Below are 15,315 nucleotides of genomic sequence, written 5' to 3'. Positions count from 1 at the left end.
GAACCGGCATTTCATCGAACATTTTGCTACCGAGATCGTAAATTATATGAGATTCTTTCGGCTGAACCGAGCGAGCAACCGCTATTACGCCAGTACCGGAAGCTGCGAAAAATTGCCCGCGAGGATCGTCTGCGAGGGCCGCCCCAGCCAGCGCTCGAGCACCGTCGCGTAGACGCTGCGGAAATCGGTCGAGTAGCGCACGTTGCCCATGTTGGTATCGCTCAGGTCGGGCATCTGCCCGTAGAGGCCGCCCTTGACGCCGCCGCCGATCATAAACAGCGGCGAGGCTTCACCATGATCGGTGCCGCGGCTTCCGTTCTCGGCGATGCGCCGGCCGAATTCGCTGAAGGTGAGGGTGAGCACGCGCGTATCGTTGCCGTGCGCGGCCAGATCATCGTAGAACGCGCCGATCGCATCGGAGAATTCGCCGAGCAAGCGGTCTTGCGTCGCTTTCTGGCTGACGTGGGTGTCGAACGAACCGTGCTGCACATACAGCACTTTCGTGCCGATGTTGCTGCCGGCAATTTGTGCGGCCAACGCCAAGCTGCGCCCGAGCGGCGTCGCCGGATAGGTCGCATCGGTTTTGTAGCCGGCGACCAGCTTTGGCAATTCTTCCGAACCGCGTTGGGCGTGATCCTCGATCTCGGCGACGTGCGCCAGATAGGGCGATTGGAACGGGAAGCCATGATCGGTGACCAATTCCGTGTACGTACGCTTCGCGGTCGCGTTGCGGTCGCTGAGCAGCCCATACCCGTTCAAACTCGCGATCGACGGCACGTCGACTTGATTCGAAACGAGTACCTCGGGCAACACCTGTGCGACCGCGACGCCGTTGAACAGATTGTTCTTGGGCAAACCTGCTTCGTCGAGATAGCGTCCGAGCCAACCGGTATGTTCGTAGGTCTCGGGAGCAGCCGTCTGCCAAATCTCGGTCGAGCGGAAGTGCGAATGGTCCGGATTGGGATAGCCGACGCCTTGCACGACGGCGACTTCGCCCTTGTCGTACATCACCTTGAGCGCGCGCATCTGCGGGTTGAAGCCGACGTTGGCATCGATCGCGAGCACGTCGCTTTGGGGAACCGCGAGCGTCGGGCGCAGTTGATAGTACTGCGGATTTCCGTGCGGCACCACGCAATTCAACCCGTCGTTACCACCCTGCAGATTGATCAGCAGCACGACCCGATCGCTCGCCCCCGGAAGCCCGGGCAGCGGCGTGCCGGCCAGGGCACGTGCCAGCACGTGATCCATGTTGGCCACGACCGTGAGGCCCGAGAGCGCGCCGAGCAAGAAGCGCCCGCGTTTCATCGTCATCGTCATCGTTATCCTAACTGGTAGGCCGGCATCGCCATGGTCAGATAAGCCGCGCCGCGAGCGCGCTCGTCGTAATTCTCGACCGAGAGCGCGCCGAGCGCGGAGGTCCCGGCACCGTCGAGATACGCGATCAACTGCACGTACGCCTGACTTGGGGCATCGTTTTGCAGGATAGCTGCGATGAACTCGCGGGAGGCGCGTTTCGCATCCAACGGGACCGCAGCCAGCCAGCTCGACTGCGTCGCCGTCTGCGCGTTCACGATGCGCGCGATGAAGTTCTCACGCGCGATCAGCATCTGCGAGGTAAGCCAGTTCGCGCCGCCCGGCCAGCCCGCGACGTTGGGCGGATAGAACAGAATCTGACCCATCGCGCGCAGCGCCTGCGGCGTGCCCTCGACGATCGTCGCGAGATCCAGCGACTTGTGCGCACCGACAACGAACTCGACCGGGCTCTTCACCAGCGCGCGATAGGCACGCTGCGAATAGAAGACGTTGCTGCGCAGCAGCACCGACATCGACGGCGCAAGCTCGAAGTGATTGCGCGAGATCACGTTGGCGAACTCGTCGACCAGCTCCGGCTCGGGATCGTTGTAGACGAACGCGCTGAGCAGCGATTTAGCCCAGAACCTCTCGCAGGCGCGCTGTTGATAGATGATGTCGACGATATCCGTCCCGTCGAAGTTGCCGGTGCGGCTGAGGAACGTTTTTGTGCCGTCGTCGTGCGTGCGCGGGTTGAAGGTAAACTCGCCGGTCCGACGATCGATGGTCCACCCGGTAAACGCACGTGCCGACTGGCGCACGTCTTCCTCGGTGTAACTACCCAGACCGAGCGTGAAGAGCTCCATCAGCTCGCGGGAGTAATTTTCGTTCGGATGCGATTTGTTGTTCTCGGCATTGTCGAGGTAGAGCAGCATCGCCGGATCTTTGCTCACCGCGATCGTGAGGTCGTGAAGATTGCCCAGCGCGTTTTGACGGAAGAGCTGGTTCTGCGCGAGGACCAGGTTGGGCCACACGCCCTTTTGGATCGCGGCGGTCGTGAAGTGGCCGTGCAGGAAGAAGGTCATCTTTTCTTGCAGCGGCGCCGGCGTGGTGAGCATGCGATTCAGCCACCACTCCTGCAGCGCGAGAATGTCGCCGATCGCTTCCTTACGGCGCGCGCGCGCTGCGTCGCGCTTCTGCATGTCGTCCATTCCCTTGAACGCGATGCGGCGCGGATCGGGATAGGCCATCACGCCGGGCGGCGGCGCGAGACGGGAGGTGTCGGGGAAGTGGATCAGCGCCTCGGCCGCATCGTGCGGGCTCATCGCCCCGTAGCGCGCGACCTCGTCCGGCGTTGCGCCGAAGCCGGCGCGGCGCATCAGATGCGCCGCCAGCCGATCGTTCCACGGCCCGGCGTAGGGGCTCAGTGCCGTCGTGAAGTCGAGCTGCCCCGCCGGGCGGACGTATCCCGCAGCCATACGGCCATTCTATCGGGAAACGCAGTCGACACGCCATGAGGAACGGGTTAAGCTCGGCGGTCGAGCGAATCGCGTGGCTCGTGAGCCTTCTGGAGAGTAACCTCGATCGGCATAGCGAGAGCTTTGCTTGCAACGCCGAGCGCATGGTGAACTTGTGTCACCAATTGCGCGAGCGGCTGCGGCACGTGCGCCGCGGAGGCGGGCCCGAGGCGACCGCAAAACACCGCGAGCGCGGCAAGCTGACCGCGCGCGAGCGGATCGACGCATTGATCGACCCGGGCTCGGATTTTCTCGAATTCTCCGCGCTCGCGGCATTCGATATGTACGAGAACGACTCGCCGAGCGCCGGGATCGTCACCGGTATCGGCTGCGTCGAGAGTCAGATGTGCGTAATCGTTGCCAACGACTCGACCGTCAAGGGCGGCACCTACTATCCGATGACGGTCAAGAAACATCTGCGCGCGCAAGAGATCGCCGAACAGAATCATTTGCCCTGCATCTACCTGGTCGATTCGGGCGGCGCGTTCTTGCCGCTGCAGGCCGACGTTTTTCCCGATCGCGAGCACTTCGGCCGCATCTTTTATAACCAAGCGCGGATGTCGAGCAAGCGCATCCCGCAGATCGCGGCGGTGATGGGCTCGTGCACCGCGGGCGGCGCCTACGTGCCGGCGATGAGCGATGAGACGGTGATCGTACGCGGCACCGGCACGATCTTTTTGGGCGGCCCGCCGCTGGTCAAGGCCGCCACCGGTGAGGTCGTCACGGCCGAAGAGCTGGGCGGGGCCGACGTGCACACGCGCATCTCGGGCGTGGCCGATCACTTTGCCAACGACGACCCGCACGCGCTCGGCATCGTGCGCGAGATCGTGCGCAATCTGCACCGCGAGCTCCCGCTGCAGTGGGACAAGATCGAGGCGCGACCGCCGGCCTACGATCCGGCGGATATCTACGGCCTCGTTCCGAGCGATAGCCGGATCGCCTACGACGTGCGCGAGGTGATCGCACGATTGATCGATGCTTCCGAATTCCATGAATTCAAGGCGCGTTACGGCACGACGCTGGTCTGCGGATTCGCGCGCATCGAGGGCCATCCGATCGGCATCCTCGCCAATAACGGCATCCTTTTCTCGGAGAGCGCGCTCAAGGGCGCGCATTTCATCGAGCTGTGCGCACAGCGCGGGACACCGCTTCTCTTTTTGCAGAACATCACCGGCTTCATGGTGGGCAAAGAGTACGAGAACCGCGGGATCGCCAAGGACGGCGCGAAGCTCGTGATGGCCGTCGCTTGCGCCGAGGTGCCGAAATTCACGGTCGTCATCGGCGGCAGCTTCGGCGCCGGAAATTACGGAATGTGCGGTCGCGCGTTTTCACCGCGGCAGCTCTGGATGTGGCCGAACGCGCGCATCAGCGTGATGGGCGGAGCGCAAGCGGCCGGCGTGCTCTCGACCGTCAAAGGCGAGATGACGCCCGAACAAAAGGCAGCGTTCGAAGCGCCGATCCTGGCGAAGTACGAACACGAAGGAAATCCGTACTACTCGACGGCGCGCCTTTGGGACGACGGCATCATCGACCCGCTCGACACGCGCCACGTCATCGCGCTGGGTCTGGACGCGGCGGCCAACGCGCCTCAGCCGCCGACGCATTTCGGCATCTTTAGAATGTAGGCGTCCGGCTACGGCGTGGGCGTCACCTTGAAGTAGCGCGGCGTCTGGGTCCAGCCTTTGCTCGTCATGCGGAAGATCGCGGTCGCCTTCGGTTTCGTCGGACAACACATCGGGGCGTCCGGGCCGTAGTACGGGCCGGTAACGGCGAGCGCCGTGCCCTGCGCATCCTTGACGATCTTGGCCGAAAGATCGCAGGGGTTTTCGATCGAGAGCGTCGGCATGACCGCGTTCATCGCTGCGCCCGCAAAGAACACGTCGACGCGCGCCATGCCGCAATCCGCCGCCATCTGGTGGCTCACGATGACGACTTGTTGAGCGCCAGGGCCCATCAACTCACCAGCGCCGGCGATCGATCCGTCGGCGACCGGAAACCAGAGGTTTGCCCCGTGGGCTTTCTCAACCGCCCTGAACGGGACCGGATTTTTCGGCGACTGGTATTTCAGACGATAGACCGTTGCGTCGATCGCGTAGATCGAAAGATACCATTGGTAGAACGATTCTTTCCCGTTGGTCCCGACCGGCTTCTTGCTGAGCACGGCGCGCCACTGCGAGTGCATCGCCTCGCCCCCAAGATACACCACCTTACTTTGCACGATCGTGCCGGGCGGCCGCGGGCTATAGGTGTAGTTCGGCGGCTCTGCGGCGATCGCGTTCGCGCAAACCACAAAGAGCGCTGCCACCAGCAACGAGGTAAACCGAAATCGCTTCATGGTATCCCCCAAAGCGCGCGTATAACTCATCTTGTCATGCTGAGCGTAGGTGCAAAGCACGGGAGTCGAAGCACTCGAAGCACCGGCACTATGCCGACCCTCGACTACGCTCGGGGTGATAACGTAGCACGGCTATATGCCGGCATACCACTCGTACCCTTGGTCTTCCCAATAACCGCCGCCGCCGCCGTAGATGTTGGCGTAGCTGCCGACGACTTCGATACGGCCCACCCACTTTGCGCTCTTGTAACCGAGCTGCGTCGGCACTTTGAGCCGGACGGGCGCGCCGTGATCGACCGGAACCGGCCGGTCGTTCATGCGCAGGGCGAGGATTGTCTGCGGATGGCGCGCTTCGTGCAGGTCGAGGCTTTCGTAGTACGGCGTGCCCTGGTCGTCTTTGTCCATGCAGTGGAAGACGACGTAGCGCGCGTCGCTGCGCGGCTGCACGAGATCCAGCAGCGCGCCGAGCTGCACGCCGCTCCATTTTGCCACGACGCTCCAGCCTTCGACGCAGTCGTGACGAGTGATCTGCGTGACTTGATTCATTCGCTGCAGTGCAGCCAGCGAGAACGCGCTGCGCCGCGCCACCGCGCCGTCGACGATGAGCCGGTAATCGCGAAATCCGTCGAGCGCGAGATCCGTGTAGCGCGTATCGCTCGGCGTCGGCAGCGAGTCGATCGGGAAATCGGGGCTGATGTCGCGCGCGCTGTATTCCTTGGCCAGTCCTCGTGTGCCGATCACCGCGTGGGTCAAGCCCTGCGTCGAGCCGAGCAGATTGTGAAAGGCGGCGTTGTCGTTGAGTTTGGTTCCGATCGGCGAGCACGCCGCAAGCGCCGACGAGATCGTGCTGGCGACGAAAAGGCGGCGATTCACGGTCCCGCCTCGTCGTATTTGCCGAGCCGATACCAACCGGTGATCATGGCGTTCAATTGGTTGATCACGCCTTGGGTCAGCACTTGGAACGTGTGAATCAAGAAGAAGCCGATGAGGAGCAGCATCGCGACGAAATGCCAAAGCCGCGCGAATTGGCGGCCGCCGAAGAGCCAGGTGAGCGGATGCGCGATCGCGTCGATTCCGGGGGAGAGCGCGAGGCCGGTCAGCACGATCAGCGGGGCAAGAATCACCAGCACGAACGTGTACGCGGCCTTCTGCAGCGGGTTGTAGATGCCGTGCCGCGGCGGCTCCTTGCGCAGCCGGAAATAGTAGGCTTGCATCGGCCACAACTTCGGAATATCGCTCGGACGGAGAATCATGTCGCGCAGATTTCCCTTGATCGCGGTCGAGATCAACCAGGCGAGGCCGCAGATCAGCGCGATCCACGCAAAGAAGAGATGCCAGCGGCGACCGTCGGCGAGATCTTGATAGGCCGGAATCGTGATCCAGCCCGGAAACGCGCGCGCGGTGCGGCCGCCTTGCCCGTCGTCGGTGTAGCCGAGCCACCCGGTGGTGACAAATGTATGGCCGAGGATCGTCGTCGTTCCGACGTCGTCCTGGGTCGCACCGATCGCGAGCACGCGATGCGCCGGATTGGTCGTGTCGGATGCGTCGAGGAACGGCGCGGCATTGAAAATCTGCAAGCCGCTCGAGACCAGGGCTGCAAAGGCGATCACCCATAGCCAGTGGCTCGCGCGCGTGGTGACCGCATATCGGTAGATCCGCTCGCCGGTCTTCATTTCTACACTATAACGCCTCCAAGGCGGCTTCGGATCAGAGGCCGAAGCTGATCGCCCTGCATGGCTACCATCCGGATCCAGCGCGCGGCCGGCGTGGCGCGCGTGACGCTCGCCCGCCCCGACGTTCGTAACGCCTTCAACGCCGAGGTGATTCGCGAGCTGCACGAGGCCTTCACCGCGCTGGCCGGTGACCCAAGTATCCGCGCGATCGTTCTCGCCGGCGAGGGGAAGAGCTTTTGCGGTGGAGCGGACGTGAACTGGATGCGCGGCGCGCTCGCGTTGAGCTTCGATGAAAATGTAGCCGATGCCGAGGCGATGAGCGACATGTTTCGCGCGATCGACCGGTGTCCCAAGCCGGTGATCGGGCGCATCCACGGTGTCGCGCTGGGCGGCGGCGCCGGTCTGGCTGCCGTATGCGACGTCGCGGTCGCGAGCGACGAAACCTTGTTCGGCTTCACCGAAGTCAAACTCGGGATCATTCCCGCGGCGATCTCGCCTTTCGTGTTAGCAAAGATCGGCAGCTCGCATGCGCGCGCGCTCTTTCTGACCGGCGAGCGCTTCGATGCGCAGCGCGCGCGCGCGATCGGACTCGTGCACGAGGTCGTCCCGGCCGACGAGCTCGATGCGGCGATCGAGCGCATCCTCGCCGAATTGCGCACGGCGGGACCGAACGCGGTCGCCGCGGTGAAGGCCTTGATCCCGCGCGTTATCGCCGCGAGCTACGACCAGACGCGTTCGATCACCGCGAACGCGATCGCGATCCAGCGCACCGGCGATGAAGGGCAAGAGGGGCTGCGCGCATTCCTCGAACGGCGAAGAGCCGCCTTCGCTCGGGACGACGAGTCGTGATTGCGCGGCTGCTGATCGCCAACCGCGGCGAGATCGCGGTGCGCGTCGCGCGCGCGGCTCGCGAGATGGAGATCGCGGCGCTCGGCATCTACTCCGAAGCGGACGAAGAGGCATACCATCGACGCTTCATGGACGACGCGCGCTGCGTCGGGCCGGCGCCGGCGACGCAGTCGTATCTGAACATCGACGCGGTCATCGCGGCCGCGATTTCGATGAGGGCCGATGCGGTGCATCCGGGCTATGGGTTTCTCTCCGAGCGCGCCGACTTTGCGCAGGCCTGCATCGATGCCGGTTTGATCTGGGTCGGACCGCCGCCGCGCGCCATGGCGGCAATGGGCAGCAAGATCGAAGCCAAGCACCGCGTTCGTAGCGTCGACGTTCCGACCGTGCCGGGATATGATGGCGACGATCAGTCGCCGGAACGTTTACGCACCGAAGCTGCGGCAATCGGATTTCCCCTGCTGATAAAGGCGAGCGCGGGCGGCGGCGGCCGAGGCATGCGGGTGGTGGAGTCGCTTGCCGCATTCGACGAAGCACTCGATGCGGCTAAACGCGAGGCCAAGGCCGCCTTCGGCGACGACGCGGTTCTGCTCGAACGCTATCTGCGCGATCCGCGCCACATCGAATTCCAAATTCTGGCCGATTCGCACGGAACGACGATCCATCTGGGCGAGCGAGAGTGCTCGATTCAACGCCGCCATCAGAAGATCGTCGAGGAAGCACCCTCGGTCGCGCTTTCGCCCGAACTGCGTACGCGAATGGGCGCGGCAGCCGTGCGCGCCGCGAGCGCCGTCGGTTACGTGAATGCCGGCACGTGCGAGTTCATGCTCGACGGCGACGGATCGTTCTACTTCCTCGAGATGAACACCCGCTTGCAGGTCGAGCATCCCGTAACCGAACTGGTCTACGGTGTCGATCTCGTGCAGTGGCAGCTGCGGATCGCGAACTGCGAACGCTTGACGATCGCGCAGCAAGACGTACGCCCGCGCGGCTGGGCGATCGAGACGCGCATCTACGCGGAAGATCCGGCCAACCACATGTTGCCCTCGACCGGACGCATTACGGCGTGGGATCCGCCGGAGGGTCCTGGAATTCGGCTCGATTCCGGCGTCAGCCGCGGCAGCGAGGTCGGCGTCTACTACGATGCAATGCTCGCGAAGTTGATCGTCTTCGGCAGCGAACGTCTGCACGCGATCGCGCGTCTGCAACGCGCGCTCGGTGATTTCGTCATCGAGGGCGTGCGCGCCAATCTCTCGCTCCTGCAGTGGATTGCGCGCGATGAATGGTTTCTGGACGGACGCACGACGACGAGTTTCCTGGCCGAGCGTCTGGACGAGTCGATTTTTACGCCGCGCGCGGTTCCGCGCGAAGCCGTGCTCTTCGAAGTTGCGCGCCGCTTGGTCGCGGGTGAAGTGCCGTGGCGCATCGGCGGCGTCGGCAGGCCGGTTTGGATCGCCTCCGGCGGTAACGCGTTTCGCCTGTGGGCATCGCAGGCGGGCGAAGGGCGATGGCTGCTCACCGGTGATCTGGAGGGCGAACTGCGCGCGCACGATGCCGCGGGGCGCGTCGTGACGGAATTCGACGGTGCGCCGCTGGCGGATTCGGGCCTCACGTTTGTTGCGATTCCGCCGCCGTCAGCACAGTCGGACGCCGGCAGCGGCGCAAGCGCGGGAACCGATGGACGCATCACCGCGCCGATGCCCGGGAAGATCGTCAAGATCGCGGTAAAGGGCGGTGACGCGGTGGAACCGCACGCGTTACTGCTCGTGTTGGAAGCGATGAAGATGGAACATCGCATCGAAGCGCCCGCGGCCGCAACGGTGAAAAGCTTGCTCGTCAAAGAGGGCGACATCGTAAGCGGCGGCGCTGCGTTGGTGGAGCTCACGTGAAGCTGCCGAAATCCGTGAAGATCGTCGAGATGGGCGCCCGTGACGGCCTCCAGAACGAAGATGAGCTGATCGCGACTGCCGACAAGATTCGTTTTATCGACCTCCTCTCGGAAACGGGTTTACGCTGGATCGAAGCAACCTCGTTCGTGAGCCCGAAGGCGATCCCGCAGCTCGCTGACGCGGCCGAAGTTTTCAGCTCGATTCGCAAAGCGCCGGGCGTGCGTTACCCGGTGCTGGTGCCGAACATCAAAGGCTACGAACGCGCGCGTTCGGCCGGCGCCGACGCGATCGCGGTCTTCACCGCGGCGTCCGAGCCGTTCACGAAGCGCAACATCAATATGACGATCGATCAGTCGCTCGCGACGTTCGCGGACGTCGTGACGGCCGCAAAGCGTGACGGCGTCTGGGTGCGCGGCTACATCTCGACTGCGTTCGGCTCGCCTTTCGGCGATGTGGTCACGCCGCCGATGGTACTGGACGTCAGCCGTAAACTGCTCGAGATGGGCTGTGACGAACTCTCGGTCGGCGATACGATCGGCGTCGGCGTGCCGAGCCAAGTCGACGCGCTGGTGCCGGTGCTGCTCGACGCCATTCCGCTCGACCGGTTGGCGCTGCACTTTCACGACACGCGCGGCACGGCGCTCGCCAACATCTACGCCGCGCTGCAGCACGGGGTGCACATCTTCGACAGTTCGGCCGGCGGGTTGGGCGGATGTCCGTACGCGCCGGGCGCCACCGGCAACGTCGGCACCGAGGACGTGCTCTACATGCTGCATTCGATGGGCATCGAAACCGGCGTCGATCTGGCAAGAGTGCGCGCCGCGTCGCGCTTCATTCGCAGCGTGCTCGATCACGATCTGACCAGCAAAGCCTTCCAGGCGTTGGAAGCAGCCGAGGCGCGGTCAGGATCGGCTGCACACTAGTCGTGCCGCTCTCCTCTAATGAGCTCACAAACCTGGGTAATCGGCTGCGAACCGGGACCTTGCATCCGAAAGATGACCAGCTTATAGCCGAATTTCTTTTGTCATTTCGTGATTTTGCCGAGAACACGTTCTTCGCCATAACCGCCACACTGATGGATGCGCGCGATCGGATCGACCCGGTGAATACACTCCTCGCGGAACGAACCGCCAAGAGCACCCAATCGATAACCGAGAAGCTGCTGCGGCAACCGTCGCTGCGGTTGGACCAAATTCAAGATATCGTCGGCTGCCGGATCATTGCTATCAACCCTTCACAGCAGGAGGAGATTTTGTCGGTATTACAAGGCAGATTCCCCTCAAGCGATGTAAAGGATCGTCGAGCAAATCCTACGTTCGGCTATCGTGCAGTTCATCTCATCGTCCGAGATGGAAGGTTGCGGTACGAGGTCCAGGTAAGAACTCGCACTCAGCACATTTGGGCTACAATCGTCGAGCGATTAATCAGCAAGTATGGCATTCAGATAAAGTACGGAGGTGGACCGCCCGACGTCCAGGAACGCTTGCAACAGCTAGCCGGATTGATAAGTCTGTATGAAACCGAGGCCGATCCGGAGGCTTTGCTCACAGCAAGAATATCGTCGAGCATCGATGAACTCGAGTCGGCGCTGGGAGACGGCGAATGATATTTGTGATCGCGTTCGATCGCGCATCTAACGAACTTCTCGCCTTCGATCGATTCGCTGAGGGCCAGCGAGTCGCTGCCGAATCGCGATATCGAGAGCTATTGAAAGATCGCTGGTTTGACCCACGGGACTATACTATCGAGGTCAACGTCTTCGAATCGAAAGACGAAGCGACATTCCGTGTGACCCATGCGCGTTATTTCCAATCGACGGCCGAGACGATAGCGTCTCTACGTAAGGCGACCTCTTGATTCTTCGCACCGGGGTTTTCTACGACGGTACGCTGGACGCGCCGCGCCGCAACGTCGACGTGGCAATCGAGGGCGATCGCATCGCCGAGATTCGCAACGCCGCCGCCGGTGTGGCCCCTGACGCGAGCGCCGCGTGCATCACGCCCGGGATGGTGAACGCGCACGTGCACCTGGTCAGCAGCGGCGAAGCGAACACGATGGCCGCGGTCGCCACGATGAATCAGAACCAAGTCATGCTGGCCGCGGTCACCAACGCCGCCAAGTCGCTGCGCGCCGGCATCACCACCGTGCGCGACCTCGGTTCACAGCTCGGGATCGCCCAAGCCTTGCGCGACGCGATCAATAGTGGTTCAATTCCCGGCCCGCGGATGCGCGCCGCCGGACGCGCGCTCTGCATGACGGGCGGACATGGATGGTTCGTCGGCCGCCAGATCGACGGCCCGTGGGATGCGCGCAAAGCCGTTCGCGAGGAACTCTTCGCCAGCGCCGACTGCATCAAGGTCATCGCGACCGGCGGCGTGCTGACCAAAGGCGCCGTCCCGGGCAACGCACAGCTCTTGCCGGAGGAGCTCGAGGCCGCGATCGACGAGGCGCATCGTCACGGACTGCGCGTCGCCTCGCATGCAATCGGCACCGAAGGAATCAACAACGCACTACGCGCAGGCATCGACTCGATCGAACACGGGCACATGCTCGATGATGAATCGATCGCGCTCTTCAAGACGCGCGATGTCTATCTGGTGCCGACACTCGCGGCTCCGACCTGCATTCTGGAGCACATCCACGACGGCGGCCAGCCGGACTTTGTCGTCAAAAAGGCCGAGCAAGTGAACGAAGCGATGCTGCGCAACATCCGCCGCGCATACGAAGCAGGCGTCAAGATCGCGGGCGGATCCGACGCCGGCACGCCGTTCAACGATCACGAGAACTACGCGTACGAAGTCGAGCTGATGCATCGTCTGCTTGGCATGACGCCGCAGCAGGCACTCCACGCGGCTACCAACGTCGCTGCCGAGCTGATCGGCTTGCATCGCGGCGTGCTTGCACCAGGCGAACCGGCCGATCTTCTTCTCTTAGCGCGCGACGTCGGCAAAGACATCGGCGCGCTGCGCGAACCGCAGGCGGTAATCAAAGCGGGAATAACAGCTGGGTGAACGATCTCACCGGGCTACGGCTGGCCGTCCTCGCGTCAATCTCCTGGCCGACGCCGCCGCCCGGGTACGGACCTTGGGAACAAATCGCATACAATATCGCCGAGGGCATGCGCGCGCAAGGGCTGGACGTCACGCTCTTCGCGACCGGTAACTCATCTTTCCGCGGCAAGCTTGCTTCGGTCGTGCCGGTTGGAATCAACGAAGACCCGGCGCTCAACGGCGAAGTGTTTACCGCGCTGCACATCGGCGAACTCTTCGCTCGCGTCGGCGAGTTCGACTTGATCCACAACAATTTCGACTGGAAACCGATGACCTATGCGCTCGCGACGTCATCGCCGCCGCTGCTCACCACGATCCACGGCTTCTCCTCGCCGCACATTCTCGCTGCCTATTACGCCTGTGCCCGGCGCAGCTTCTTCTGTTCGATCAGCGATTCGGACCGCGACCCGGGCCTCGGCTATCTGAGCACCGCCTACAACGGCATCGATCCGCATGAGTTCACGTTCCGCGATCGGCCCGGCGACTATCTCGTCTTCCTGGGCCGGTTTCACCCCGAGAAGGGCACGCATCTGGCGATCGAGGTTGCCAAGCGTGCCGGCGTGCGCCTGAAGATCGCGGCAATCCCGCACGACGAGCGGTACTTTCGCGAAGAAGTCGAGCCGCACATCGACGGCGATCGCGTCCAATTTCTCGGCGCGGTCGAACGTGAAGCGCGCAACGAATTACTCGGTAACGCGCTCGCGCTGGTGCACATGACCACGCGTCCCGAACGTTTCGGATTGACGCTGGTCGAGGCGATGGCATGCGGAACGCCGGTGCTGGGCGCGGCGATGGGTTCGATTCCGGAAATCGTGGTCGATGGTGTGACCGGGTTCGTCTGCGCGAGCGTCGACGACGCGGTGGCGCGGGTGCCGCAGCTCGCGCAGCTCGACCGGCGCGCATGCCGCGCACGCGTCGAGCGCGAATTCACCGTCGAGCGCATGATCGACCGCTACCTCGATGCGTATCGGCTCGCGCTCGCGCAAAAACTTCCGCCCCCGCCGACGCCCGAGCAGTTGCAGTGGCGCGCGCACGACTGGTGGGACCGTCCGATGTCGTACACCGATATCCCCGAAAAGCCGAAGACGCTGGGGTTCTAGTCCCAACCGAGTTTCGCGTGGGCGGCCTTGGCGCGCGCGATTGCCGGCTCGTCGATCGGGCCCTCGACGAGCATCGTGAAGTGCCCCATCTTGCGGCGATCGACCGCGTGACGCTTACCGTACATGTGCAGCACGATCGCCGGATCGGAAAGCAACGCGGCTTCGCCGGTGAGATGATTCCCTTTCCCGTTCCCGAGAATATTCATCATGATCGCGCTGCTCAGCATCTCGGGCTCGGCGAGCGGCAGATCGCAGATCGCGCGAACGTGCTGTTCGTACTGCGAGCACTGCGTCACGTCGATCGTATAGTGGCCGCTGTTGTGCGGGCGCGGCGCGATCTCGTTGACCAGCAGTTCGCCGCTGGCGATCAGGAAGAGCTCGACGCAATACGTACCGACGATGCCGAGTTTACGGCCGATCGTACTTGCGATCGAACGCGCGCGCTGCCGTGCATCGCTGCTGATCCGGGCCGGCGCAACCGTCATCGCTAGAATGCCGCGGTCGTGTGTGTTTTCGACGACCGGATAGGTAACGACCGCGTCGTTCGAGGCACGCGTCGCGATCACGCTCAGCTCGCGCACGAACGGCACAATGCGTTCGTAGATCAACTGCACGCCCTTCGCCGCTGCGAACGCCGCCCGCGCCTCATCGAGCGACTTGACCTGCCATTGCCCTTTTCCGTCGTAGCCGCCGCGAACGGTCTTGAGAATCGCGGGAAAGCCGATGCTCATCGCCGCCTGCGAGAGATCGTCGAGGCGGTTGATTTCGGCGAAGTCCGCCGTCGCCACACCGCACGAGCGCACGAACCGCTTTTCCAGCAGCCGGTCTTGCGTGATCCGCAACACGCCGCTCGACGGCGTAACCGCAAATCCATGCTGCTCCAAGTATTCGATCGAGGCGATCGCGATATTTTCGAATTCATACGTCACGACGTCGGTGCGCTGACCGAGTTGTTCGATCGCTTTCGTGTCGTCGTAGGCCGCGACGATCTGTTCATCGGCGACTTGTCCGCAGGGAGAGTGCTCCTGCGGATCGAGCGTGATCACGTCGAAGCCCATCTGTTTGGCCTCGATGGTAAACATCCGCCCGAGCTGACCGCCGCCGATTACGCCGATCGTACGAATCACGGGGTGCTCGATGCGGCCTCGTCGTGCATCCGCTGCACGTAGGCCGCCAGCCGTGCGGCGACCGCATCATCATTCAGGGCGACGATGCGCGCGGCCAGAAGCGCCGCATTTACCGCACCGTTGATCGCCATCGTCGCAACCGGAACGCCGGGCGGCATCTGCGCGATCGAGAGCAGGGAATCGATTCCGCTCAGGGCCTTGGATTGAACCGGCACCCCGATGACCGGCACCAAGGTTTTGGCCGCCACCATGCCTGGCAGATGCGCCGCGCCGCCGGCGGCGGCGATGATCGCGCACAGACCGCGCGCCCGCGCCTTCTCGGCATAGGCGAACATCTCGTCGGGCATGCGATGGGCGGAGACAACGCGCATCTCACAGGCGATCTGCAGCTCGTCGAGCGTTTCGCGTGCCGGAACCAGCGTCTCCCAGTCGGAGCGGCTACCCATGATAATGCCGACCAGGGCGTGCGTTGCTTGCGTCACGTT

14 protein-coding genes are annotated in these 15,315 nt (G+C 63.4%); 7 read left to right on the top strand and 7 right to left on the bottom strand.

Annotated features, from left to right (window positions below):
* Positions 1–84 precede the first annotated feature (84 nt).
* Together VMF11_04195 and VMF11_04190 are read right to left on the bottom strand one after the other, a co-directional pair.
* Positions 85–1,311 (bottom strand): DUF1501 domain-containing protein, encoded by a 1,227-nt coding sequence (locus tag VMF11_04195; protein HTU69501.1) that lies wholly within the window; start codon positions 1,309–1,311, stop codon positions 85–87.
* A gap of 8 nt (positions 1,312–1,319) precedes the next feature.
* On the bottom strand, positions 1,320–2,768 hold the full coding sequence (locus tag VMF11_04190) for a DUF1800 domain-containing protein (GenBank protein ID HTU69500.1): 1,449 nt from the start codon (positions 2,766–2,768) through the stop codon (positions 1,320–1,322).
* 35 nt (positions 2,769–2,803) lie between these two features.
* Between VMF11_04190 and VMF11_04185 the strand changes: the two genes are divergently transcribed.
* Entirely contained in the window at positions 2,804–4,432 is a 1,629-nt protein-coding gene (locus VMF11_04185; GenBank protein ID HTU69499.1) for a carboxyl transferase domain-containing protein, read from the top strand.
* 8 nt (positions 4,433–4,440) lie between these two features.
* On the opposite strand, the gene VMF11_04180 is transcribed toward VMF11_04185, so the two are convergent.
* The 3 genes from VMF11_04180 to VMF11_04170 all read right to left on the bottom strand — a co-directional run bounded on the left by VMF11_04180 (position 4,441) and on the right by VMF11_04170 (position 6,815).
* Positions 4,441–5,142: a hypothetical protein gene (locus VMF11_04180; protein ID HTU69498.1), complete on the bottom strand. Its 702-nt coding sequence runs from the start codon at positions 5,140–5,142 to the stop codon at positions 4,441–4,443.
* 132 nt (positions 5,143–5,274) lie between these two features.
* Positions 5,275–6,015, bottom strand: coding sequence for a molybdopterin-dependent oxidoreductase (locus VMF11_04175; protein HTU69497.1), 741 nt, complete (start codon positions 6,013–6,015; stop codon positions 5,275–5,277).
* Positions 6,012–6,815, bottom strand: coding sequence for a cytochrome b/b6 domain-containing protein (locus tag VMF11_04170; protein HTU69496.1), 804 nt, complete (start codon positions 6,813–6,815; stop codon positions 6,012–6,014). Before VMF11_04170 ends, VMF11_04175 begins: the two co-directional genes overlap by 4 nt.
* 60 nt (positions 6,816–6,875) lie before the next feature.
* Here VMF11_04170 and VMF11_04165 point away from each other — a divergent pair, with 60 nt between their 5' ends.
* The 6 genes from VMF11_04165 (at position 6,876) to VMF11_04140 (ending at position 13,703) form a co-directional block, all read left to right on the top strand.
* Positions 6,876–7,664 (top strand): enoyl-CoA hydratase-related protein, encoded by a 789-nt coding sequence (locus VMF11_04165; GenBank protein ID HTU69495.1) that lies wholly within the window; start codon positions 6,876–6,878, stop codon positions 7,662–7,664.
* A complete protein-coding gene (locus tag VMF11_04160; GenBank protein ID HTU69494.1) occupies positions 7,661–9,553 on the top strand; it encodes an acetyl-CoA carboxylase biotin carboxylase subunit in 1,893 nt (630 codons plus the stop codon). The genes VMF11_04165 and VMF11_04160 overlap by 4 nt, the downstream gene beginning before the upstream one ends.
* Positions 9,550–10,476 (top strand): hydroxymethylglutaryl-CoA lyase, encoded by a 927-nt coding sequence (locus VMF11_04155; GenBank protein HTU69493.1) that lies wholly within the window; start codon positions 9,550–9,552, stop codon positions 10,474–10,476. The genes VMF11_04160 and VMF11_04155 overlap by 4 nt, the downstream gene beginning before the upstream one ends.
* A gap of 59 nt (positions 10,477–10,535) precedes the next feature.
* Entirely contained in the window at positions 10,536–11,159 is a 624-nt protein-coding gene (locus tag VMF11_04150; GenBank protein ID HTU69492.1) for a hypothetical protein, read from the top strand.
* Between the two features lie 247 nt (positions 11,160–11,406).
* Positions 11,407–12,564 (top strand): amidohydrolase family protein, encoded by a 1,158-nt coding sequence (locus VMF11_04145; protein HTU69491.1) that lies wholly within the window; start codon positions 11,407–11,409, stop codon positions 12,562–12,564.
* A complete protein-coding gene (locus VMF11_04140; protein ID HTU69490.1) occupies positions 12,561–13,703 on the top strand; it encodes a glycosyltransferase family 4 protein in 1,143 nt (380 codons plus the stop codon). The genes VMF11_04145 and VMF11_04140 overlap by 4 nt, the downstream gene beginning before the upstream one ends.
* Here VMF11_04140 and purK read toward each other — a convergent pair.
* Positions 13,700–14,830, bottom strand: a complete 1,131-nt coding sequence (gene purK, locus VMF11_04135; GenBank protein ID HTU69489.1) for a 5-(carboxyamino)imidazole ribonucleotide synthase — start codon at positions 14,828–14,830, stop codon at positions 13,700–13,702. The two genes, VMF11_04140 and purK, sit on opposite strands and share 4 nt — an antisense overlap.
* Positions 14,827–15,312, bottom strand: coding sequence for a 5-(carboxyamino)imidazole ribonucleotide mutase (gene purE / locus VMF11_04130; GenBank protein ID HTU69488.1), 486 nt, complete (start codon positions 15,310–15,312; stop codon positions 14,827–14,829). The genes purK and purE overlap by 4 nt, the downstream gene beginning before the upstream one ends.
* Positions 15,313–15,315 lie beyond the last annotated feature (3 nt).

The organism is Candidatus Baltobacteraceae bacterium (assembly GCA_035502855.1).
Classification (GTDB): Bacteria; Vulcanimicrobiota; Vulcanimicrobiia; order Vulcanimicrobiales; family Vulcanimicrobiaceae; genus Aquilonibacter.
Note: the sequence above shows the minus strand (reverse complement) of the source record. Positions and strands in the feature narration are given on the sequence as shown.

Coding starts and splice junctions, on each gene's coding strand:
- VMF11_04195 (HTU69501.1), bottom strand. CDS start 1,311: ATGACGATGAAACGCGGGCGCTTCTTGCTCGGCGCGCTCTCGGGCCTC.
- VMF11_04190 (HTU69500.1), bottom strand. CDS start 2,768: ATGGCTGCGGGATACGTCCGCCCGGCGGGGCAGCTCGACTTCACGACG.
- VMF11_04185 (HTU69499.1), top strand. CDS start 2,804: ATGAGGAACGGGTTAAGCTCGGCGGTCGAGCGAATCGCGTGGCTCGTG.
- VMF11_04180 (HTU69498.1), bottom strand. CDS start 5,142: ATGAAGCGATTTCGGTTTACCTCGTTGCTGGTGGCAGCGCTCTTTGTG.
- VMF11_04170 (HTU69496.1), bottom strand. CDS start 6,815: ATGAAGACCGGCGAGCGGATCTACCGATATGCGGTCACCACGCGCGCG.
- VMF11_04165 (HTU69495.1), top strand. CDS start 6,876: ATGGCTACCATCCGGATCCAGCGCGCGGCCGGCGTGGCGCGCGTGACG.